The following is a 19,427-nucleotide window of genomic DNA, read 5'->3' on the forward strand; positions in this document are numbered from 1 at the left end:
GGTTACGAGCCTGTCGGAAGGCTTTCTTCGCCCTCCGCTGAATCGCGCACCCCGTCGGCGGGCAGTGCGGTCGCCTTCCCCGCCCGCAGCCGGTCCCGTACCAGGGCGATGCCCACCACCACGGCGGCGGCCAGGAGCGACAGGGTGACCTGCTGCCGGCCGTCCGGGTCGGTGAGCATGTAGACCAGCACGAAGGAGATCATCCCGATCGTCGCCCAGGTCAGGTACGGGAAGAGCCACATCCGTACGACCAGCTTCGACGGGTCGTCGCGCAGGATCATCGCGCGCATCCGCAGCTGCGCGAAGGCGATGACCAGCCACACGAACAGGGCGACGGCGCCGGAGGAGTTCAGCAGGAAGGCGAAGACGGTGTCCGGCCACTTGTAGTTGAAGAACACCGCGACGAAGCCGAAGAGGACGGAGGAGAGGATCGCGGCACGCGGCACGCCGCGGGCGCTGGTCCGCGCGAACGCCTTCGGCGCGTCACCCCGCCGGCCGAGCGAGAAGGCCATGCGGGAGGCGGTGTAGAGACCGGAGTTGAGGCAGGAGAGCACCGCCGTCAGCACGATGACGTTCATGACCTCACCGGCGTGCGGGATGCCGATCGAGTTCAGGGCGGCGACGTAGCTGCCGTCCTTGGTGATCGAGGGGTCGTTCCACGGCAGCAGGCTGACCACGACGAAGATCGAGCCGAGGTAGAAGACACCGATGCGCCAGATGACGCTGTTGGTCGCCTTGGTGACCGCGCGCTGCGGGTTCTCCGATTCGCCGGCGGCCAGGGTGACGATCTCGCTGCCCATGAAGGAGAAGACCACCATCAGTACGCCGGTGAGGATCGATCCCGGGCCGTTCGGCATGAATCCGCCGTGTCCGGTGAGGTTCGCGATGCCCGCGGTCTCGCTGTGCGCGCCGGGCAGCACGCCGAAGACGGCCAGCAGGCCGATCGCGACGAAGGCGCCGATGGCGACGACCTTGATACCGGCGAACCAGAACTCGAACTCGCCGTACGAGGCGACCGACGCCAGGTTCGTCGCGGTGAGCACCACCATCACGATCAGGGCCCAGCCCCACTGCGGCACGGCCGGTATCCAGCCCTCCAGGATCTTGGCGCCGGCCGTCGCCTCGACGGCGAGCACCACGACCCAGAAGAACCAGTAGAGCCAGCCGATCGAGAAGCCGGCCCAGCGGCCGAGAGCCCGGTCCGCGTACGCGGAGAACGAACCGGAGCTGGGATAGGCGGCGGCCATCTCGCCCAGCATCCGCATCACGCACACCACGAGCGCGCCGACCAGCGCGTACGACAGGAGGATGGCGGGGCCGGCGGCGGCGATGCCGGAGCCGGAGCCGACGAAGAGACCGGCGCCGATCACTCCGCCGATCGCGATCATGGACAGATGGCGGTTCTTGAGCCCGGCCTGCAGGCCGTCCGAAGGACGTCCGCCGTCACCGGGGGCGGGGGGCGGCGGCGCCACGTCGGTCGTCGGTTGCGTGCTCATACGGTCCTCGGCATTCGGTGGGATTCCATCCCTGCGCGGGGCAGGGCGCAACGCCGCGGGTGCGGCAGGTCGCGATGAGGGTGCGTCGCGTGGGGGAGGCGGAGAGCCGGCGGCGCGCTGCGGGCGGACGCCCGGCTCGCGGGGCCCGCCGTCCGGGATGGCCCCGGGCCCCCGGGGGTCACCCGGTGGCCACGAGGGTTCGATCTTGCGTTACGCAGACGCTAGGAAGAATTTGCTCCGCTCACCATGTACAGATGTCACACCCTCCGCGCCGGCCGTTTTGACACGTGCACAAACGTGCAGGTCAGGGGCAGTGCGAAAGGATGCCCTCGCCGGTCAGGGCGGCCGGATCGGGGTCGTCGGCGACGTCCTCCGCGGCGATGCCGGCGTATCGCGCGAGGGCCGCGACGTCCCGTCCCTGGATCAGTGGGAGCGCTTCCGCGATCCGCTCGTCGCTCCAGTTCCACCAGCCGGTCCGCCACAGCAGCTTGCGGCGCAGCGGGTCGAAGCGGTGCCGCACGACCCTGTTGTCGCCCACCACGACGGAGTAGGGGGCGACGTCCTTGGAGACGGTGGCGCGTGCCCCGATGATCGCGCCGGTCCCGACGCGTACGCCGGGCAGGACGACCGCCTCGTAACCGGTCCACACCTCGTGCCCGATGACGGTGTCACCGGCCGGCGCCCAGGCGTCGTGCTCGTGCGGGAAGAAGTTGAAGCCGTACGGGGTGACCGCGTCGGGGTGGGTGTCGTGCCCGTGATTGCCGCCCAGCAGGAAGGCGGTGCCGGAGGCGAACTGGCAGAAGTTGCCGATCCGCAGCCGGTCGAGGGGGATGCCGCTCGCTCCGTACTCCGTACGGTCGTCGAACGCGTAGCGCAGTCGTCCGGCGAAGCCGTCCCGGTGGTGGTAGCCGCTGTACCAACTGTGCCGGCCGTCCTCCAGTGCGATGAGCGGGTGTGCCGCCACGTCGGGATCGGTGTCGATGCGCTGTACCTGGGTGAAGTCCTTGAAGGTGTCGGTCATGGTCGCGGACGCTAACAGCGCGGCCGCGCCGGAGCTTTCGAATTTTGTTGTGGGGCGGGGGTGGACGGAGTGTGGGGTTTTTGCACCCGGTGCTCCGAGGGTCCGGTGTTACTCCGTAGTCAGTGTGATGCGCATTGTTACCATGCCGCCATGGCGGGGGACACCGGCTTGCGGGCCCAAGGCAGTGCACCGACGGATCCGAGCACACATCAGCTGAGACTGTTCCTGATGCTGGCCGAGGAGATGCACTTCGGACGGGCGGCGAAGCGGGTCTTCATGACCCAGCCCGCCTTCTCGCAGCAGATCCGTTCGCTGGAGCGCCGCCTCGGCCTGACCCTGGTCGACCGCACCACGCGCACCGCGGGACTGACCCCGTCCGGACTCGAACTGCTCCCGGAGATCAGGGCGATGGTGGTCGCCGCCGACCGGCTGCGGCGGGTCGCAGGGGAACGCGTCCGTACGCTCTCGGGCCGGGTGGTCATCGGCTCCTTCGAGGCCATCACCTCCATCCACCCCATCCCGGACGTACTGGAGGAGCTGAAGGCGCGGCACCCCGGCATAGAGGTCGAGATCGCGCGGACCAGCTTCGCCGACTCCGCGGCCACCGTCCTCTCGGGCGGGGTGGACGCGGCCTTCCTCTTCCCGCCGGTGCCGCCCGGCATCCAGCTCCACCGGCTCGCCGAGATGCCCCGCGTGGCGTGCCTGGCCGCCTCCGATCCGCTGGCGGACGCGGGCCCGCTCAAGCTCAAGCAGCTGGACGGGCACCGGCACATCGGGTGGTCACCGGAGATCCCCAAGGTGTGGCGGGACTTCTGGTCGGTCGATCCGCGGCCCGACGGTACACCGGCCCGCTACACCGCCCATCAGGTCGGTGAGTTCGAGCCCGCGCTCACGGCCATCGCGCTCGGCGAGGGCATCCAGCTCCCGCCGGAGCCGGCCCGCTGGCTCTACCAGCGGCACGGCGTGGCGTACACCGAGGTCACGGATCTCGCGCCGTGCCACGCCGCGCTCGCCTGGCGGGCCCGGGACCGCGACCGGCCGATAGTGGCCGCACTGCGCCGCGCGGTGCGCACGGTCCTGGGCCGCGGCACGTAGCGAGACGCGCGCCGACCGCAGCGGGAACCGCCGGCCGCTCACGCCGGCCGGCGGCCCCGTCGCCGCCCGTGCGGCTCAGCCCTCGTACCGCGCGAAGACCTTCGTGCATTCCCACGGCTGCTGGGAGACGCCCAGCGGGACCCGCCTCATCGGGGGTTCTCCGCGTGCGTGAGGGTCTCCCAGGCGACGAAGAGGTTGTTGGAGCCGGCCGGGCGGCCCTGCTCGGTGAGCTTCTGGGTGTTGGTCATGGCCTGGCCGAGCCGGCCGTGCAGTGCGTTGAAACCGACCTCGGTGACCGGGCCCATGCCGCGCTTGATGCTGCCGCCGCACAGCCAGCTCGGCGGCGCCTCGCCCAGCTCGTACTTGGCCTGGAAGCCCAGCGCGTACCGCAGCCGTTCGCCGACGTCCGTGCCGTAGAGGTCCTGGCCCTGGATGCGGCTGGTCTCGGCGATGTGCGAGATCGCGGAGATGCCGTAGCCGGTGTGGGTGAAGTCGCGGCAGGTCTCCTGGGTGAGGCCGTTCACGAACGTGGACTGGCCCTGCCAGTATTTGATGATCTTGTCGCGGGTGTCGAGCCCGCTGCCGGGCGCGGCCTTCGGCAGCTCACCGTCGCTGCTGAGGTACACATACGCCGGCACCCGGCCGCGGAACTTCGTCATCGCCTTGTCGTACGACGCCTTGTCGTCGAGGAAGACGGAGATGCCGACGGCGGCCTCCATCATGCTCAGTTCCCAGTTGCCGTTGGAGTTCGAGCCCTTGATGACCTTCGGCAGGTAGACGTCGCGCAGCATGGTCTCGAAGCGGTCGACCTTGTCCTGCGCCCAGCCCTGGTAGCTGTACCGGATGATCTCGGCGGCCCGCGGCCAGGAGGAGCCCGCCCACCCCGTCTGCAGCGGGGCGTTGGAATTGGTGTGGTCCTTGATCGTGCCCGACCAGGCGTCCATGAGCTCGATCGCCTTCTTGGCGTACCGCTCGTCCCGGCTGATGTACCAGATCAGCGCGTCGGTGTACGCGGCGATCGCGTCCTCACGCTCGTCGGTGCAGCCGTAGTTGGGATCGGAGTAGGAGCCGCACTCCACTATGGCGCGGGGCTTGGGCGTGCGGTCCAGCGAGGCGTACTTGCTCGCCTTCATCTGGTCGTAGGCGCTCTTCCAGGGCTGGGCCCCGGAGTTGACCTTCTCCCGTACGAAGTCGAGCTGGCCGCTGGAGACCAGGACGCCGGGGTGCGTGAAGGCGGCGGGCGCGGCGGTCCTGGCGCGTTCGGAAGGCGAAGCCTCGGCCGCGCCGGCTGCGGGGCCGCCGGCCAGCGAGGTGGCGAGGGCGGCCACGAGGGCGGTGGCGGCGAGGAGCGCGGTACCGGTGGTACGTGCCGCGTGGCGGGGGCGTCTCTGCACAGGCATGTGGGGGTTCCGTCCTTGTATGTGAACGGTGGTCGCCTCTATGGACAGGCGCGATGGTCGGTGAACCTAAAGGTCTGAACCATGCATGTCAACACCGGGAACCGGAACCGCCCGCATGCGCTGCGCCCCCACGCGCAGCCGGTGCCCGGACCGACCCGACGTCGGCCCGGGCGCCGGTCTCAGGCGGGCTTGAGCGGGTCGTGCCCGATGTTCATCAGCCCGTGCCGCCAGTCGGCGCCGCCCGCCTGCGGGTCGCGGTGGTCGGCGCGCTGGCTCTCCACGATCTCGCACACCCGCCGCATGACCTGTGCGTCCTTCTCGGTGAGGTCGGTGCGGCGCTTGCCGAGGATCTCCGCCACATGCCTGCCGATGGGCGCACCGGCCTGGTCGGGGACCACCTCGGCGTCCTGCCCCGCGGCCTGGACGCTCAGCCACTCGTGCAGCTCACGCGACGTCATATTGACGACGGAGTGGAACGTGTCCCACAACTCGTTGCTGACCTGCGCTGTCACGACATGCCTCCTCGGGTTCGCGGTCGCCGGGCGCACGATCGCCCGGCACGTCCGCGCACAGGTATCCCACGACGGATCGGGGCAAACCCGCTGCACCCGGACGGTGTGCCACCCCGGAAGCGGCCGCTCAGGGGGTACGTTCCAGCACCACCACCGGGATCTCCCGGTCGGTCTTCTGCTGGTACTCGTCGTACTGCGGCCACGCCGCCGCCATCGTCCGCCACATCGCCGGCTTCTCCTCCGCCGTCGCCGTGCGGGCGCGGGCGGTGAAACGGTCGCCCTTCACCTGCACCCCGACCTCGGGGTCCGCCCGGAGGTTCAGGTACCACAGGGGCGGTGTGTCCGCGCCGCCCTTGGACGCGACCACCAGCAGATCGTCACCGAAGCGCTGGTAGATCAGCGGCGTGCTGCGCCGCTCACCGCTCCGCCGCCCGGTGGTGGTGAGGATCAGCGTCGTGGTGCCCTGCCAGTCGTGTCCTTCCGCGCCATCGGTCTCGACGTACCGCTCCACGTGCTCCTTGCCGAACAGCATCGGCCGGCTCCTTCGTACGGACGAAAAGGGACAGGGCAAACCTGCCATCGCCGGGCCCGCGGCACACCTCCGTCGGGCGGCGGCGCGCAGGGCCGGCGTCCCGCGCCGCGTACCGCACCGGGCGGCCCGGTCCGGGCGGGCGGCGGTCAGCGCCGGGGAACGCCACGCATCCCCACCTCCGCGGCGACCAGCCGTTCCAGCGCCTCGTCGGGATCCTCCAGGCCCGGTACGCACACCACGTCGCCGCGCTCCAGTGCGGACAGCGAGGCGGTCACCACCTCGTCCACCGGCATACCGCCCTCCGCGTGAACCTGCTGCGCAAGGCCCGCGACCGACTCCTCACCCGTCGTCAGGTGGAACTCCGTGGCGGTGAGTCCGGGACACAGCACCTGGATGCGCAGCGGCGAGTCCGCCAGTTCGGCGGCGAGGGTCCGGGTGAAGGTGACGACGTACCCCTTCGTGCCGCCGTAGACGGCGCGCCGGGGGAGCGGGTCCGGCGGCAGCGAACCGGCGAAGGCCAGCCGCGAGGCGACGTTGACCACAGCGCCCCGGCCGCGTGCCAGCATGCCGGGCACGGCCGCCCTGGCCAGCACCGTCAGCGCCGTGACATTGACGTTCAGCACCCGAGTCAGCAGCGCCGGATCGACCTCGGTGAAGTACCCGTAGCCGTTGATGCCCGCGTTGTTCACCAGCAGCGCCACGTCGTCCCGCGCGACCCGCTCGGCCGTCCGTGCCAGGTCCTCCGGTTCCCCCAGGTCGGCGACGAGCGTCTCGACGGCGACCCCGGCCGATTCCCGCAGCCGGCCGGCGATCTCGTCCAGCCGCTGCGCCCGCCGCGCCACGAGCACCAGGTCCCGGCCGGCCTCGGCCAGCCGCTCGGCGTACCGGGTGCCGATCCCCGAGGAGGCCCCGGTCACCACCGCCGTTCCCGGCCCCGCGCTTCCGGCTCCGGTCGTCCCCATCCCCGACACTCCTTCACTGATCGGCATACGTTCCGGCACCCGCCCGGCGAGCTGACGTGCGCTCAGGGCGGCGTCCGGCGAGCAATCGGAACACACTACTCCGCGCCCTGTCCGTGTCACGTCGCCATGGCGTGCGCGCCCCGCCGTCACTCACGCAGCGTCACGGTCTCCCTGGTTTTCGGCCGGCGGCCGGGTGGGAGTCATAGCCGGCATGCGACCGGCACCCCGCACCGCTCCGGGCATCCGGGGGCCGGCCGAGAACGTCCAGGAGGGACCATGAAGCTGACGCCCACAGGGATGAAGGCCACGGCGGCCGCCGCCGTCATGGTGGCCGCGCTCGCCGTCCCGGCCGCCACCGCTTCCCGGCCCGCCACCGCCTACGCGTCCGTCTCGCAGCCCGCACCGGCCCGTGCCGGCGCACCGGCCGCCGCGGTCCCGCCCGGCCTGTCCTGCGACACCGGCAAGCACGCCAACGACGCGTACACCGGCTACGCCCTCTGCCGGAACAACGGCAGCGCCCGGCAGACCTTCTGGGTGCACCTGGTCTGCGGCTGGGCGCCCGACGTGGACGGCGAGCACGTCACGCTCGACCCCGGGCGGTCCGGCCGGTCGACGGCCCACTGCGGCCGCATCGGCACCGGCATCGGCGAGATCCAGGTACGGCCGTAGCACCGCGGAGCCACGGGAGGGGGCCTGCCGTTCGGGTGGCAGCACGTGTGTCACTCCGGCGACTCGGCTACTGATCGACCCGTGGGGTGGTGGGAGCACACCGCCTCTTCCCGTGGCAATCGATGGAGGTATGGATGATCCGCACCGCGCTGCGCCTGGCAGCGGTCGCAGTCCCCGCAACGGCGCTGGTCCTGGTCGCCGGCGGCGCCGCGTCCGCGCACGATGACAACGACTTCCTGAAGAGCAGGATCATCGTCACGAAGACGCACCACGACAAGAGCGGCTCCGGGCACCACGGCTCGCACGCCAGCCACGAGTGGACGCACTCGATCTACATCGAGACCGGCATGGGCGAGGACCTCGCCTTCGACGGCGACTGACCGGACGCCGCCGCGGACCGGGCCCCGCTCTCCTCACGAGGAGAGCGGGGCCCGGACGCGTGCAGGGGAGGCTCAGCCGGCGTTCAGCGGCGGTACCGCCGGGACCTCGATGGCGTGGTCGATGTCCTCCTGGGTGAGGCGGAACCGCTCCGGGTAGGACTCGCGCCGGGTGCGGCGGTCGGGTTCGGTGGTGCGCCAGGTGTAGAGGCATCGGGTGCACTGGAGCACGTCCCAGACACCGGGGACGGGGGAGTGGGCGAGGGTGTCGAGCGCGTCGTGCGCACAGCGGGGGCAGATCATGCGGATTCCAGGTCTGTAGATCTCTATGGCAATGAGTGGGTAAGTCGATGAAGCGATGTCGCTTCAGGGCGCGCCGCGCGTCAGCGCTTCGCCAGCATCGAGGTCAGCCGGCCGATCCACTCCTTGGTCTCCGGCAGGTCGCGGACCGGGGTGCTGAAGTTGCCGCGGTTGTCGGGCGAGACCGGCGTCGTCGCGTCAATGATCATCTTGCTGGTGATGCCGGCCGGGGTGGCGGCCGGGGCCAGCTCCAGGACGGACAGGTTCGGGATGATGACCACGTCGTCCTTCGGGTTCACCTTCGACGACATCGCCCACATCACCTGCGGGAGGTTGAAGGGGTCCACGTCCTCGTCGACGAGGATGACCTGGGCGACGTAGCCGAGGCCGTGCGGCGTCGTCATCGCCCGCATGCCGACCGCCTTGGCGAAGCCGCCGTACCGCTTCTTCGTGGAGATGATCACGGCCAGCCCGTGCGTGTACATGGCGTTGACCGCCTGCACCTCCGGGAACTCCGCGCGCAGCTGCTTCAGCAGCGGTACGCAGGTGTTCGGCCCGACGAGGTAGTCCACCTCGGTCCACGGCATGCCCAGGTACAGCGACTCGAAGGCGGGGTCCGTACGGTACGAGATGCGGTCGATGCGGACCACGGGCATCCGGCGGCCGCCGGAGTAGTGGCCGGTGAACTCGCCGAACGGCCCCTCGATCTGCCGCTTGCGGCCCTCGATCACGCCCTCGATGACGACCTCCGAGCCCCAGGGGACGTCGAAGCCGGTGAGCGGCGCGGTGGCGATCGGCGCGGGCGCGCCGCGCAGCGCGCCGGCCATCTCGTACTCGGAACGGTCGTACCCCATCGGCATGCCGGCCACGATCGTCGTCACCGGGTCGTTCCCCAGCGTGATCGCGATGGGCAGGTCCTCGTCGCGGCTCTCCGCGGCCTTGAGGTGCAGCGCCACGTCATGCACCGGCACCGGCTGGATGGCGAGCCGGTCGCGGCCGATCACTTCCAGGCGGTACGTGCCGACGTTCTGCTTGCCGAAGTGGTCCGGGTCGTCCGGGTCGCGTGAGACGACCGCGGCCTTGTCGAGGTAGAAGCCGCCGTCCCCGTCGTTGAGGCGGAAGAGCGGCAGCACCTCGAAGAGGTCGACGTCCGCGCCCTCCCGCGTGTTCTCGCGCCAGGGTGCGTCCTCGCGGCGCTCGGGCGGGACGGGGAACGCGTCCCAGCGGCGCGCGAACTCCTCGACCTGGTCCTTGACCGAGGTGGCGGCGGGCAGGCCGAGCGCGAGGGCGTGGTTGCGCCAGGAACCGTGCACGTTCAGGGCGATGCGGGCGTCGGTGAAGCCCGTGACGTTGTCGAAGTACAGGGCGGGCGCGCCTTCGCCGATGCGGCCCGCCGCGTTCGCGGCGGCGGCCAGATCCGGCTCGGGCAGCACCTCGTCGGTGATGTGCAGCAGCTGCCCCTCCTTGTCGAGGGTCGTCAGGAAACTGCGCAGGTCGTCGTAGGGCATGGGTACTCCTGTGATGAGGGGGGCGAGGGCGGGGCGGGGCGTCAGGCGGCGCGGGCCGCGCGCATGCCCTCCCACCGCTTCGCGGCCGGCGCCGGCAGGTCGAACTGGTCGATCACCCGGGCCGTGATGTGGTCGACGATGTCGTCGACCGAGGCGGGGTGGTTGTAGAAGGCGGGCATCGGCGGCACGATCTGCACGCCCATCCGGGCCAGCGCCAGCATGTTCTCCAGATGGATCTCGCTGAGCGGCGTCTCCCGCGGGACGACCAGCAGCCTGCGGCGCTCCTTGAGCACGACGTCCGCGGCGCGGCCGACCAGCCCGTCGGCGTAACCGGCCCGGATTCCGGCGAGCGTCTTCATCGAGCAGGGCACGATGATCATTCCGTCGGTCCGGAACGAGCCGGAGGAGATCGACGCGCCCTGGTCCTCGGGGCTGTGCACCACATCGGCCAGCCCGGCGACCTCCCGGGCGCTCCGCCCGGTCTCCAGCTCGATCGTGGACCGGGCCCAGCGGCTCAGTACGAGATGGGTCTCCACCTCCGGCAGCTCGGCCAGGTGCTCCAGCACCCGGATCCCGAAGACCGCCCCGGTCGCACCCGTCATTCCGACGATCAGCCGCACGTCACACCTCTGCTCTCCGGCAGCTTCCGGCTCATCGCTGCCTCTTCTGCGACCGTAGGAGGAGGTAAGCGGAAAGCAGCGGCACGCTACGGACTCGGTATGGGGAAAAACGGACAGCTCTCGATCACGGACGTCGCCTACCGGCCCTCTCTCGGTGCTCCTCTGGGCATGGACGTCCTCGACTTCGCCGAACTGCGGGCGCGCGGCCACCGCCGCGGCATCGACCTCACGAGGCCCCAGCGACCCGGCTTCCACCACCTGATCCACGTCGGCTCCGGCACCCTGCGGCACACCGTGGACTTCTCGGAGTACGCGCTGGGCCCCGGCAGCTGGCTGTGGATCCGGCCGGGCCAGGTCCACCAGTACGTCGCCGAGGACCTGGCGGCGGCGCGCGGCACCATCGTCATCTGGCAGCCCGGCTTCGCCGACGCCGAGGCACCCTTCGAGCAGGCGCCGTTCGTGCCGGAAGGGCCGCACGTCCGCGCCACCCGGCTCGCCCTGCGCCACCTCACCCACGAGTACGCCGACCTGGCGTCCATCCCCCTGCCGGCGCACATCGAGGCGCTGCGCCTGCTGCTGACCGTGCTGCTGCTGCGGCTCGCCCACGCCCGCCCGGAGACTCCCGCAGCGCACCGGCCCGGCGGCACCTTCGCGCACTTCCACGCCGCCGTGGAGCGAGACTTCGCCGACACCCACCGTGTGGCCGACTACGCGGACGCGCTGGGCTACAACACCCGCACCCTCACCCGCGCCTCGCTGGCCGCCACCGGGCTGACCGCGAAGCAGTACCTCGACGCGCGCATCCTCCTGGAGGCCAAGCGCCTGCTGGTGCACACCGACGCCTCGGGGGCCGACATCTCCCGCCGGCTGGGGTTCCGGGAGCCCGGCGATTTCTCGAAGTTCTTCCGCAAGCGGGACGGCCGCACGCCGCAGCACTTCCGGGCAGTGGCGCGCGGTATGACCCGGTCGGTGGTATCGGGTGAAAATCCGACGACTCGGTGACCTGATGGACCTCGGTCGGCCATCAGGGGCAATTGCCCGAGCGTCGTCCCTCCTGAGGCGAGCCGGAGGTGAAGCATGGGGGCGATCAACCCACCTACCTGAAGAGGTATGACATGCGCAAGACCTTCGCTCGCACCGCCGCGGCCCTCGCCATCGCCTCGGCCGCCATCGTTCCGATGAGCGGCGTCGCCTCCGCGCACAACGGTGACGGCGGCGGCATGATGAGCGGTTCCGCGGGCAGCTACACCAACGTCGGTGGGCACGACGGCGTCACCACTGTGGGCAACTCCGAGGCCGCCGCCTACTGGATGGACCACGCCCTGTCCATGCACTGACCGGCCCGCGCGACGGCTGAACCGTCGCGGACCGGTGGCGGTGCCGCACCGATGCGGGTGCGGCACCGCCGCTTGTGCGTTCAGGGCCCCTCGGCCCGTGTGGTGACAGTGCGTCAGGACGCAGCGGCGTCCGCCGCCGCCCGCTGTGCGTCATGGGCGTGGATCCACCCGAAGTCCGCCGGGACCGTGGCCAGCTTCCGGTCCCGCCGCTCGGCCGCCGGCCCGTCGGGCAGGTGCAGGAGGCCGGAGGTGACCCAGGAGCTGCGCTGCACCTGCCGGGTACGCACCCGGCGGAGCCGCTCGTACCTCCGCAGCGCCACGTCGTACGCGTCGGACCCGCCGGCCGTCCGTGCCTCGGCCAGGCAGTCAGCCAGCGTCACCGCGTCCTCGATGGTCTGGTTGGCGCCCTGCCCGTGGTGCGGCAGCATCGCGTGCGCCGCGTCCCCGAGCAGCACCGCACGCCCGCGGCTCCACCGCCGCAGGGGCGTCTGCCCGAACAGCCCCCACCGGGCGCTCTGCGGCGCGCCCGACAGCATCTCGATGATCGCCGGGTGCCAGCCCTCGAACGCGGCCAGCAGCTCTCCGGGCGCGGCCTCGGCCCGCCAACTGTCCTCGGTCCACCGGTCCGGCCCCTCCACCACCGCGAGGAAGTTGACCGTGCCTTCGCTGTCGATGGGGTAGTGCAGCACGTGCGCGCCGGGGCCCATCCAGAACTGGATGGCGCCGGGGCCGGGCAAGGACGGCATCGCCCCGGCCGGTACGAGGCCGCGGAAGCCGCTGGTGCCGGAGTACGCGGTCACGTCCTCGTCCGTGACCCGGCGCCGCACGGCGGAGTGCACGCCGTCCGCACCGACGACCAGGTCGGCCCGGGTGCTGCGGCCGTCGGCGAACTCCAGGCGCACCCCGTCCCCGCCTGCGGCGTCCTCGGTCACGCCGCTGACCGCGGTGCCGAGGTGCAGCCGCTCGCTGCCCCAGGCGTCGCCCAGGACGCGCTGGAACGCCGCGCGGTGCACGCCCAGGTAGGGCCCGCCGAACCGGTCGCGGTACGCGGCGCCGACCGGGTGCGCGGCGATCCGGCGGCCGTCCTTCCAGTGCCGGTGGACCAGCTCGGTCGGCTCGGCTCCGGCCGCGGTCAACCGCGCGTCCAGGCCGAGCCGGGCGAGCAGCCGGGTGGCGTTGGCCGAGAGCGCCACCGCCGCGCCCACCTCCCGCAACGCCGTTGCCTGCTCATGGATTTCGGCGTCGATGCCGCGGGCGCGCAGGGCGAGGGCCAGGGTGAGCCCGCCGATTCCGGCACCCACGATCGCGATGTTCGGGCCGCTTGCGCCCATCCCTGCCTCCTCGTCTCGCCTCTTTGATGTACCGATCGGTACATCAATGGAATGCGTTGGACCTTAGGTGTACCGATCGGTACAGTCAAGAGGGTGCCTCGTGCGACTGATCCCGGAAAACGGACCGAACTGCTGGACAAGGTGGTGAGCCACCTCGAACACCATGGGCTGGCGGGCCTCTCCCTGAGCCCGCTCGCCGAGGCGGTGGGCACCAGCAAGCGCATGCTGCTCTACTACTTCGGCAGCCGCGAGAACCTCCTCGCGCAGGCCCTCGCGGCCAGCCGGCCCGACGCCGAGGCCATGTTCGGCCCCGTCCACGACGCGGCCGGGCTGCACACCGCCGCCCGCGAACTGTGGGAAGCCATCACCGTCGGCAGACAGCGCGGGCTGGTCCGCATGCTGCTCCAGCTGCTCAGCCTGGCCACCACGCAGCCGGAGCCGTACGGCGCGCTGGCCGCCGACGCCGTCGAGGTCATGGTGGGCCCGATCGCCGCCGCGTACGCCCGGCTCGGTTACGACGAGGGGGACGCCAGGGTCCGGGCCACCCTCCTGGTCTCCGGCCTGCGCGGTCTGTGCCAGGACCGCCTGGTCACCGGCGACACCGCCCGCATCGACGCCGCGGCGCACCGGCTCATCGAGGACGCCACGAGCCCGGCCCGCTGAGCCCCGTCGGCGGGCCGTGGTCAGGGGGCGTCCGCGTACCGCCGCGCCAGTTCGGTGACGGTCCGGGCCACGGCGGCGCGCAGTTCGGGCGGGCCGAGCACCTCCGCCTCCGTGCCGAGCCGCAACAGGTCGGCGACCGCGACGGCCTCCGTCTCGACCGGCATCTCCACCCGCACCCACCCCTCGTCGTCGGGCGGCCCTGCCGTCTCCAGCGCGCGGGTGCCCGCCGCGCCGAACTGCATGGGGAGCAGCCGCTGGGCGCGGGGCGAGATCCGCAGCCGGGCGGTGCCCTTGTGCAGTGCGCTCTCCAGTCGGCGGGAGGACTCCGCCCAGTGGGCGGCCAGGTCGAACCCGTCGGGCCGTTCGAAGGACTGGTCGGTGACGTCCGCCGAGCGGAGCCGCGCGATCCGGTAGGTGCGCGGTGTGCCGTCCGCCAGCGCCACCAAGTACCAGATCCCGCTCTTGAGCACGAGACCCAGCGGGTGCAGCACCGCCCGGCGGTCCTCGCCGCCCCACCGCCGGTAGTGCACGTGCAGCACCCGCTGTTCCCACACCGCGCGTGCCACCTCGGTCAGGTGCGGGACGGGGTCGGCGTCCCGGAACCAGCCGGGCGCGTCGAGATGGAACCGCTCCTGGACACGCCGCGCGCGATCGGCGGGGCCGGCCGGCAGGGCGGCCCGCAGCTTCAGCTGGGCGGTGGCCAGTACGGCACCGAGCCCCAGCTCGCGTGCGGGCCCGGGTGCCCCGGCGAGGAAGAGCGAGTCGGCCTCGGCGTCGGTGAGCCCGGTCAGCCGCGTGCGGTACCCGTCCACCAGGCGGTAGCCCCCGGCCGGTCCGCGGTCGGCGCACACCGGGACGCCCGACGCGCCGAGCGCCTCGATGTCCCGGTAGACGGTACGAACGGAGACCTCCAGCTCGGCGGCGAGCTCGGGCGCCGTCATCCGCCCGCGGTTCTGGAGCAGCAGGAGCAGCGAGAGCAGGCGGTCGGCACGCATGGACCTCATTGTCGTATGTACCTGACAGAAGATGTCAGGTACTGCCGCCAGGCTGGTCGCACACCGCGCGGAACGAACCGTGCGACCGATCGAGAGGGCGGCCATGCCCGTACAGACCTCCGGCCACTTCACCTACGCCGACTGGACGGAGCGCACCGTCGGTCCGGGCGAGGCCCACCCGAAACTCGCGCACGCCTCCGTCGCCAACTCCTTCACCGGCGGCATCGAAGCAGCCGGGACGACCTGCGAATACACCATCGTCTACGGGACGGAGAAGACCGGGACGTTCACCGGCATGGAACTGCTGACCGGCAGTCTCGACGGTCGCGCGGGCGCCTTCGTCGTGGCGGAGCACGGGTCCTTCGGCGCCGACGGGACCGTGCGCTGCACGTTCGAGGTGGTGCCGGGAACCGGCACCGGCGAGCTGGCCGGGCTGCGGGGGGCCGGGGCCTTCACCGCCGTACACGGCGAGCCGGCCGTTCCGTACACCTTCGACTACGAGCTGGACTGACACCGGCCGCCACGGAATTCACTCGTGTGAGTGTGGCGTGAGGCGAGGCTCTGAGGGGGCAGGAGGCCGGCGGGCCATGGGCACCGCCGGCCTTCCTGTAGACGTCCGGTCCTTCAGGACTGGGGACGGCTGCCGTGGTTGGCACCGTTCTTGCGACGTGCCTTCTTCTTGCGGCGGCGCTTGGACGACATGACGGCTCCTTTCTCGCGTTGCTTTCGCCGAGATTCCACCCTTTCATACCGGTATCCCGCTCGGCGATCTCGGGGCCTCGTACCCGGCCCCGCTCGCGCAACGCCCCCTCGTTCCCGTGAACCACCTCACGCACCCGCGTGGCTCAACGACCCGCCGCCACCTCGGACACCGTGCGATTCAGTGACCCTGCCCCCGGTAGTCGGGTGAAGCTCCGTTAGCACCGGGCCCTCGCGCGGAAGGACGGTCACGTCACATCCATGATGCGAGGGAGAGAGCACCGTGCGTACCCGACTCGCGGCAGGTGCGGCAGCCGCCGCCTCCATGATCGTCCTCTTCGGCGCCCCCGTGGCCGCCGCCTACGCGCCGGCGTCCGCCGCCGGCACCGTCCAGGCCGCCGACCCCGGCGACGAGGACCCCGTCAACGGCCCGGCGAGCCTTCCGGGTGACCCGCAGCCCCAGCCACAGGGTGCCTTCCCCGGCGAGCAGCAGCCCGCGCAGCCGGGCCTCCAGCCGGGCGGCATGCCGGGCCAGCCGCCGCAGGGCGCGGCCAAGGGCCAAACGCCGCAGAAGGGCCAAGGCGGCCTCCTCGGCGGCGGCGAAAAGGGTGGCCTCCTGGGCCTGGGCCTGCTGGGCCTCTGACGGCTCTCCGGGTCCGGCCGGGAACGCCCGTACGAACTGAAGAGCACCCGCGGCAGGGGGCCGACCGGACGGCGGCCCCCTGCCGCACGCCTGTGCCCACCTGCGGGTGGCTGGAAATCGGCGCGGCCCGCTACCGCCCTTCGTGATCGAGCGGTTACCGTGCGGAACGCCCAGAGCTGATGGCATATCAGCAGCGTATGGCGGTGCGCGACCCCGCACACCGGCGGCGCCGCACGCCTTCAGTACGCACGAGGTCCGCACAAGGAGAGCCCTCAGTGAACCGTCTTCGTACCGTGCTCGCCGCGCTCGGCCTGGCCGCCGGGCTGGCGGCGGCCCCTGCCGCGAGCGCCGCTCCGCAGCAGCAGGAGGAGCGCCCCGCGGCCGCTGCCGCCCGGCCGCAGCCCTGCACCGGGAAGTTCCAGGGGGACGCGCGGCTCGGCCCCCAGTGGCTGCCGAACAAGCGGCTGGCGCCGGTCGGCCCGCTGCTGAAGGGCTACCAGCGGACCGGCTCCCTCTCGCCCAGTGCCTTCCTGAAGAAGTACTGGGAGGGCCCGGCGGACTCGGGCAGCTGGAAGTACCCGCCCAACGACGGGTTCGCCGAGGTCAACGGCGAGGTGGACAAGGAACCCGAGAAGCTGCGCACCGGCCAGCGGCTGGACCGCTTCGGATCGGAGTTCGGCGGCTACCTGGCACCGGCCGGCGATTCCTACGCCGAGCGCGCGCTGCCCCCGCAGAACCTCAACACCCGCGAGCCGGCCTCGCCGTGCGACTACCACACGTACAAGGTGATCAAGCCGTTCTGGGTGTGGCAGGGCAGCATCGCACCCTGGTTCGAGCAGCCGGGCGGCGGCCAGCAGATCAAGCTGGACGCGGTCTTCCTGAACCCGGGCGAGGGCCAGCGGCTCAACGTGAAGTGGCTGGTGGACCACAAGTACCTCACGCGCGCCGACGCCTGACCGGCGCGGACAGCAGGGAGGACGCCATGGACCGGCAGGAACTGCGGTCCGCGCTGCGCGCGGCCGGCGTCGCCGACGGCCACTACCGCATCGAGGGCGTCCACGAGCCGGCCCCCACGCCCCCCGACTTCCTGTACCTGCGCAGGACGCCGGACGGGGCGTGGGAGACCGGCGGCTACGAGCGCGGCACGTACGAGCCCCTCACCCGCCACCCGGACGAAGCGGCCGCCTGTGCCCACCTGCTGGCCCTCCTGACGTGAGGGCATAGGTGATGCCGGTGTCCAGGTCGCTGTCGTGGCCGGAGTGGAAGGCCGCCCGGTAGGCGTCGTCCCCGAGGAGGCTGCGGGCCCGGTCCTCGCACGCCTCGCGAGCGGCGGCGAGCTCGGGCGAACCCATCCGGGGGCTGCCGAGCGAGTGCCAGACCTGCTCGGCGATGCCGAGGAACCGGGCGGCGGTCTCCGCGAGCCCGGAAGCGACGGCCGCACTGGCGAGCACGTCGACGATCAGCGCGATGCCGAGGCTGTCCCGCAGCCGCCGCTTGCCGTCGAGGGCGGTACGCGCGTGTGCCGCGGCCTCCTCCGGCCGCCCCAGCCCCAGCGCGGCCAGGGCACGCACGTAGTCGCCGTACGCCAGCGCCCAGGTGTCGCCGCACCGGGCGCACTCGGCGTTCATCTCCTCGGCGACCGCCATGGCCTCGGCGAACTGACCGTCGTGCACATGGACGAAGGCCCGGGCGATCCGCACCGCGAACCACTCCGCGTCGTACTGCCCGGTGCCGGGCCGGGCTCGCGGCACCGCGTCCAGCGCCTCGGCGGCCTGCCGCTGCCTGCCCAGCATCGTGAGACTGCCGCCCTCCAGGAAGGCGGCGGCGAACACATGTGTCTCGTCCAGGTCCCCGGCCACGGCCTCGCGGAAGGCCTCGGTGAGCCGCAGGCCGGTCTCCGCCTCGCCCAGGATGATCGCGGCGCGGCCGCAGGACCACAGGGCCTTGGCCCGCACCGGTCCGGGGGAGGTGCTCAGGGCCAGCGCCCGGTCCAGGTAGTGCCGTCCCTCCTTGGCGAATCCGCAGGCCGACCAGAGGAACCACAGCGCCCCGCCGAGCCCCAGCGCGCCGTCCGCGTCCCGTTCGGCGAGGCAGAAGTCGAGGGCGGCGCGCAGGTTGGTGTGCTCGGCGACCGCCCGGTCGCGCCAGAGGAGCTGGTCGGGCCCGATCCAGCCGGCGTCGGCGGCCCGGCTCAGGTCCAGGAAGTGGTCGCGGTGGCGGCGGCGCACCGTCCCCTCCTCGCCGAGTTCGTGCAGCCAGTGGGCACCGAACTCGCGGATGGTGTCCAGCATCCGGTACCGCTCCCCGTCGCCGGTGGGGACCCACTCCACGATCGAGCCCTCCACCAGTGCGGCGAGGAGGCGGGGAACCTCCTTGGCCGACAGCCGCTCATCGGCCAGCACCCGGGCCGCCGCCTCGGCGTCGAAGGCACCGGCGAACACCGACAGCCGCGCCCAGGCCAGCCGCTCGGCGGGCGTGCACAGCTGGTGGCTCCAGCCGATCGCGGTGCGCAGCGCCTGGTGCCACGGGGGATCCGCCGGGTGCGTCGTGCCCTCGGTGTCGCCGAGGAGTGCGTAGCGGTCGTCCAGCCGCTGATTCAGCTCGGCCAGCGGCATCTCGCGCAGGCGGGCGGCGGCCAGCTCCAGGGCGAGGGGCAGCCCCTCCAGGCGGCGGCACAACGCCGCGAGACCGGGCCGGTTGGCGTCGCTGACGGTGAACCCCGGTACCGCTTCGGCGGCCCGGTCGGCCAGCAGTACCACCGCGTCCGCCGCCTCGTCGTCGTCCCCCGGGACCGGCAGCGGATCGAGGGTGAGCACTTCTTCGGCGGGCAGGCCGAGCGGGCGGCGGCTGGTCGTCAGGATCCGCAGACCCGGTGCGACGGTCAGCAGCGTCGCCGCCGCGTCCCGGCACTCCCCGACGAGATGTTCGCAGGTGTCCCACACCAGCAGGGTCTCCCGGCCGGCCAGGTACTCGGCCACCACGTCCAGCATCGGGCGGGTGGACTGATCGACCAGCGGCAACGCCTCGGCGATCGCGTACGGCAGGAGCCGGCCCTCGCTCAACGGGGACAGCTCCACCCACCACGCCCCGTCCGGGAAGCGCGGCTGCACCTCACCGGCGGCCCGCCGCGCCAGCCGGGTCTTGCCGACCCCGCCCACCCCTGTCACGGTCACCAGCCGCGACCGCCCGATCCACCGTCCCAGCCGGGCCAGCTCCGCCCGTCGTCCGACCAGCCGGTCCAGCTCCGCCGGCAGGTTCCCCACCCGC

The 19,427-nt window shown here is 72.1% G+C and carries 23 protein-coding genes; 10 read left to right on the plus strand and 13 right to left on the minus strand.

What is annotated here, in order from left to right:
- Window positions 1-2: 2 nt before the first annotated feature.
- Both ACZ6WH_RS03230 and ACZ6WH_RS03235 read right to left on the minus strand, forming a co-directional pair.
- Entirely contained in the window at window positions 3-1,496 is a 1,494-nt protein-coding gene (locus tag ACZ6WH_RS03230) for an amino acid permease (RefSeq protein WP_432849917.1), read from the minus strand.
- A 304-nt stretch (window positions 1,497-1,800) separates the two neighbouring features.
- Window positions 1,801-2,517, minus strand: a complete 717-nt coding sequence (locus tag ACZ6WH_RS03235) for a CatB-related O-acetyltransferase (RefSeq protein WP_469725580.1) — start codon at window positions 2,515-2,517, stop codon at window positions 1,801-1,803.
- 150 nt (window positions 2,518-2,667) lie between these two features.
- On the opposite strand from ACZ6WH_RS03235, the gene ACZ6WH_RS03240 reads away from it, so the two are divergent.
- Window positions 2,668-3,612 (plus strand): LysR family transcriptional regulator, encoded by a 945-nt coding sequence (locus tag ACZ6WH_RS03240; protein ID WP_469725581.1) that lies wholly within the window; start codon window positions 2,668-2,670, stop codon window positions 3,610-3,612.
- 146 nt (window positions 3,613-3,758) lie between these two features.
- Here the strand turns inward: ACZ6WH_RS03240 and ACZ6WH_RS03245 are convergent, their stop codons facing one another.
- The 4 genes from ACZ6WH_RS03245 to ACZ6WH_RS03260 form a co-directional block, all read right to left on the minus strand.
- Entirely contained in the window at window positions 3,759-5,012 is a 1,254-nt protein-coding gene (locus ACZ6WH_RS03245) for an alginate lyase family protein (RefSeq protein WP_469725582.1), read from the minus strand.
- A 179-nt stretch (window positions 5,013-5,191) separates the two neighbouring features.
- Entirely contained in the window at window positions 5,192-5,524 is a 333-nt protein-coding gene (locus ACZ6WH_RS03250) for a DUF3140 domain-containing protein (RefSeq protein WP_399715973.1), read from the minus strand.
- Window positions 5,525-5,651: 127 nt separating this feature from the next.
- Window positions 5,652-6,056, minus strand: coding sequence for a nitroreductase family deazaflavin-dependent oxidoreductase (locus ACZ6WH_RS03255; protein ID WP_469725583.1), 405 nt, complete (start codon window positions 6,054-6,056; stop codon window positions 5,652-5,654).
- Between the two features lie 146 nt (window positions 6,057-6,202).
- Window positions 6,203-7,018, minus strand: coding sequence for an SDR family NAD(P)-dependent oxidoreductase (locus tag ACZ6WH_RS03260; protein ID WP_469725585.1), 816 nt, complete (start codon window positions 7,016-7,018; stop codon window positions 6,203-6,205).
- 276 nt (window positions 7,019-7,294) lie between these two features.
- Between ACZ6WH_RS03260 and ACZ6WH_RS03265 the strand changes: the two genes are divergently transcribed.
- Complete coding sequence (locus ACZ6WH_RS03265; RefSeq protein ID WP_469725586.1) at window positions 7,295-7,687, plus strand: hypothetical protein; 393 nt, start codon at window positions 7,295-7,297, stop codon at window positions 7,685-7,687.
- Window positions 7,688-7,821: 134 nt separating this feature from the next.
- Window positions 7,822-8,067 (plus strand): hypothetical protein, encoded by a 246-nt coding sequence (locus ACZ6WH_RS03270; RefSeq protein ID WP_361551419.1) that lies wholly within the window; start codon window positions 7,822-7,824, stop codon window positions 8,065-8,067.
- A gap of 72 nt (window positions 8,068-8,139) precedes the next feature.
- Here the strand turns inward: ACZ6WH_RS03270 and ACZ6WH_RS03275 are convergent, their stop codons facing one another.
- The 3 genes from ACZ6WH_RS03275 to ACZ6WH_RS03285 form a co-directional block, all read right to left on the minus strand.
- On the minus strand, window positions 8,140-8,367 hold the full coding sequence (locus ACZ6WH_RS03275) for a non-oxidative hydroxyarylic acid decarboxylases subunit D (protein ID WP_469725587.1): 228 nt from the start codon (window positions 8,365-8,367) through the stop codon (window positions 8,140-8,142).
- Between the two features lie 80 nt (window positions 8,368-8,447).
- On the minus strand, window positions 8,448-9,872 hold the full coding sequence (locus ACZ6WH_RS03280; RefSeq protein ID WP_469725589.1) for a non-oxidative hydroxyarylic acid decarboxylases subunit C: 1,425 nt from the start codon (window positions 9,870-9,872) through the stop codon (window positions 8,448-8,450).
- A 41-nt stretch (window positions 9,873-9,913) separates the two neighbouring features.
- On the minus strand, window positions 9,914-10,492 hold the full coding sequence (locus ACZ6WH_RS03285) for a non-oxidative hydroxyarylic acid decarboxylases subunit B (RefSeq protein WP_469725591.1): 579 nt from the start codon (window positions 10,490-10,492) through the stop codon (window positions 9,914-9,916).
- 99 nt (window positions 10,493-10,591) lie between these two features.
- On the opposite strand from ACZ6WH_RS03285, the gene ACZ6WH_RS03290 reads away from it, so the two are divergent.
- Complete coding sequence (locus ACZ6WH_RS03290; RefSeq protein ID WP_469725593.1) at window positions 10,592-11,494, plus strand: helix-turn-helix transcriptional regulator; 903 nt, start codon at window positions 10,592-10,594, stop codon at window positions 11,492-11,494.
- 113 nt (window positions 11,495-11,607) lie between these two features.
- Window positions 11,608-11,829, plus strand: a complete 222-nt coding sequence (locus ACZ6WH_RS03295; RefSeq protein WP_361551406.1) for a hypothetical protein — start codon at window positions 11,608-11,610, stop codon at window positions 11,827-11,829.
- Between the two features lie 113 nt (window positions 11,830-11,942).
- Here the strand turns inward: ACZ6WH_RS03295 and ACZ6WH_RS03300 are convergent, their stop codons facing one another.
- On the minus strand, window positions 11,943-13,160 hold the full coding sequence (locus ACZ6WH_RS03300) for an FAD-dependent monooxygenase (RefSeq protein WP_469725595.1): 1,218 nt from the start codon (window positions 13,158-13,160) through the stop codon (window positions 11,943-11,945).
- Window positions 13,161-13,253: 93 nt separating this feature from the next.
- Between ACZ6WH_RS03300 and ACZ6WH_RS03305 the strand changes: the two genes are divergently transcribed.
- Complete coding sequence (locus ACZ6WH_RS03305) at window positions 13,254-13,823, plus strand: TetR family transcriptional regulator (protein ID WP_469725597.1); 570 nt, start codon at window positions 13,254-13,256, stop codon at window positions 13,821-13,823.
- Between the two features lie 20 nt (window positions 13,824-13,843).
- Here the strand turns inward: ACZ6WH_RS03305 and ACZ6WH_RS03310 are convergent, their stop codons facing one another.
- Window positions 13,844-14,818 (minus strand): helix-turn-helix transcriptional regulator, encoded by a 975-nt coding sequence (locus tag ACZ6WH_RS03310; RefSeq protein WP_469725599.1) that lies wholly within the window; start codon window positions 14,816-14,818, stop codon window positions 13,844-13,846.
- A gap of 103 nt (window positions 14,819-14,921) precedes the next feature.
- Between ACZ6WH_RS03310 and ACZ6WH_RS03315 the strand changes: the two genes are divergently transcribed.
- Window positions 14,922-15,329, plus strand: a complete 408-nt coding sequence (locus ACZ6WH_RS03315; RefSeq protein ID WP_469725601.1) for a DUF3224 domain-containing protein — start codon at window positions 14,922-14,924, stop codon at window positions 15,327-15,329.
- Window positions 15,330-15,442: 113 nt separating this feature from the next.
- On the opposite strand, the gene ACZ6WH_RS03320 is transcribed toward ACZ6WH_RS03315, so the two are convergent.
- Window positions 15,443-15,520 (minus strand): 50S ribosomal protein bL37, encoded by a 78-nt coding sequence (locus ACZ6WH_RS03320; RefSeq protein ID WP_370443954.1) that lies wholly within the window; start codon window positions 15,518-15,520, stop codon window positions 15,443-15,445.
- 280 nt (window positions 15,521-15,800) lie between these two features.
- Between ACZ6WH_RS03320 and ACZ6WH_RS03325 the strand changes: the two genes are divergently transcribed.
- The 3 genes from ACZ6WH_RS03325 to ACZ6WH_RS03335 all read left to right on the plus strand — a co-directional run bounded on the left by ACZ6WH_RS03325 (window position 15,801) and on the right by ACZ6WH_RS03335 (window position 17,376).
- Complete coding sequence (locus ACZ6WH_RS03325; protein WP_469725602.1) at window positions 15,801-16,160, plus strand: hypothetical protein; 360 nt, start codon at window positions 15,801-15,803, stop codon at window positions 16,158-16,160.
- Window positions 16,161-16,435: 275 nt separating this feature from the next.
- On the plus strand, window positions 16,436-17,116 hold the full coding sequence (locus ACZ6WH_RS03330) for a TNT domain-containing protein (RefSeq protein WP_432849893.1): 681 nt from the start codon (window positions 16,436-16,438) through the stop codon (window positions 17,114-17,116).
- Between the two features lie 26 nt (window positions 17,117-17,142).
- Window positions 17,143-17,376, plus strand: coding sequence for a hypothetical protein (locus ACZ6WH_RS03335; protein ID WP_361551385.1), 234 nt, complete (start codon window positions 17,143-17,145; stop codon window positions 17,374-17,376).
- On the opposite strand, the gene ACZ6WH_RS03340 is transcribed toward ACZ6WH_RS03335, so the two are convergent.
- Window positions 17,318-19,423: an ATP-binding protein gene (locus tag ACZ6WH_RS03340; protein WP_469725603.1), complete on the minus strand. Its 2,106-nt coding sequence runs from the start codon at window positions 19,421-19,423 to the stop codon at window positions 17,318-17,320. The two genes, ACZ6WH_RS03335 and ACZ6WH_RS03340, sit on opposite strands and share 59 nt — an antisense overlap.
- Window positions 19,424-19,427: the final 4 nt, after the last annotated feature.

The organism is Streptomyces sp. NPDC050806, assembly GCF_055586425.1.

Coding starts and splice junctions, on each gene's coding strand:
- ACZ6WH_RS03230 (WP_432849917.1), bottom strand. CDS start 1,496: ATGAGCACGCAACCGACGACCGACGTGGCGCCGCCGCCCCCCGCCCCC.
- ACZ6WH_RS03235 (WP_469725580.1), bottom strand. CDS start 2,517: ATGACCGACACCTTCAAGGACTTCACCCAGGTACAGCGCATCGACACC.
- ACZ6WH_RS03240 (WP_469725581.1), top strand. CDS start 2,668: ATGGCGGGGGACACCGGCTTGCGGGCCCAAGGCAGTGCACCGACGGAT.
- ACZ6WH_RS03245 (WP_469725582.1), bottom strand. CDS start 5,012: ATGCCTGTGCAGAGACGCCCCCGCCACGCGGCACGTACCACCGGTACC.
- ACZ6WH_RS03255 (WP_469725583.1), bottom strand. CDS start 6,056: ATGCTGTTCGGCAAGGAGCACGTGGAGCGGTACGTCGAGACCGATGGC.
- ACZ6WH_RS03260 (WP_469725585.1), bottom strand. CDS start 7,018: ATGGGGACGACCGGAGCCGGAAGCGCGGGGCCGGGAACGGCGGTGGTG.
- ACZ6WH_RS03265 (WP_469725586.1), top strand. CDS start 7,295: ATGAAGCTGACGCCCACAGGGATGAAGGCCACGGCGGCCGCCGCCGTC.
- ACZ6WH_RS03270 (WP_361551419.1), top strand. CDS start 7,822: ATGATCCGCACCGCGCTGCGCCTGGCAGCGGTCGCAGTCCCCGCAACG.
- ACZ6WH_RS03275 (WP_469725587.1), bottom strand. CDS start 8,367: ATGATCTGCCCCCGCTGTGCGCACGACGCGCTCGACACCCTCGCCCAC.
- ACZ6WH_RS03280 (WP_469725589.1), bottom strand. CDS start 9,872: ATGCCCTACGACGACCTGCGCAGTTTCCTGACGACCCTCGACAAGGAG.
- ACZ6WH_RS03290 (WP_469725593.1), top strand. CDS start 10,592: ATGGGGAAAAACGGACAGCTCTCGATCACGGACGTCGCCTACCGGCCC.
- ACZ6WH_RS03295 (WP_361551406.1), top strand. CDS start 11,608: ATGCGCAAGACCTTCGCTCGCACCGCCGCGGCCCTCGCCATCGCCTCG.
- ACZ6WH_RS03300 (WP_469725595.1), bottom strand. CDS start 13,160: ATGGGCGCAAGCGGCCCGAACATCGCGATCGTGGGTGCCGGAATCGGC.
- ACZ6WH_RS03310 (WP_469725599.1), bottom strand. CDS start 14,818: ATGCGTGCCGACCGCCTGCTCTCGCTGCTCCTGCTGCTCCAGAACCGC.
- ACZ6WH_RS03315 (WP_469725601.1), top strand. CDS start 14,922: ATGCCCGTACAGACCTCCGGCCACTTCACCTACGCCGACTGGACGGAG.
- ACZ6WH_RS03320 (WP_370443954.1), bottom strand. CDS start 15,520: ATGTCGTCCAAGCGCCGCCGCAAGAAGAAGGCACGTCGCAAGAACGGT.
- ACZ6WH_RS03335 (WP_361551385.1), top strand. CDS start 17,143: ATGGACCGGCAGGAACTGCGGTCCGCGCTGCGCGCGGCCGGCGTCGCC.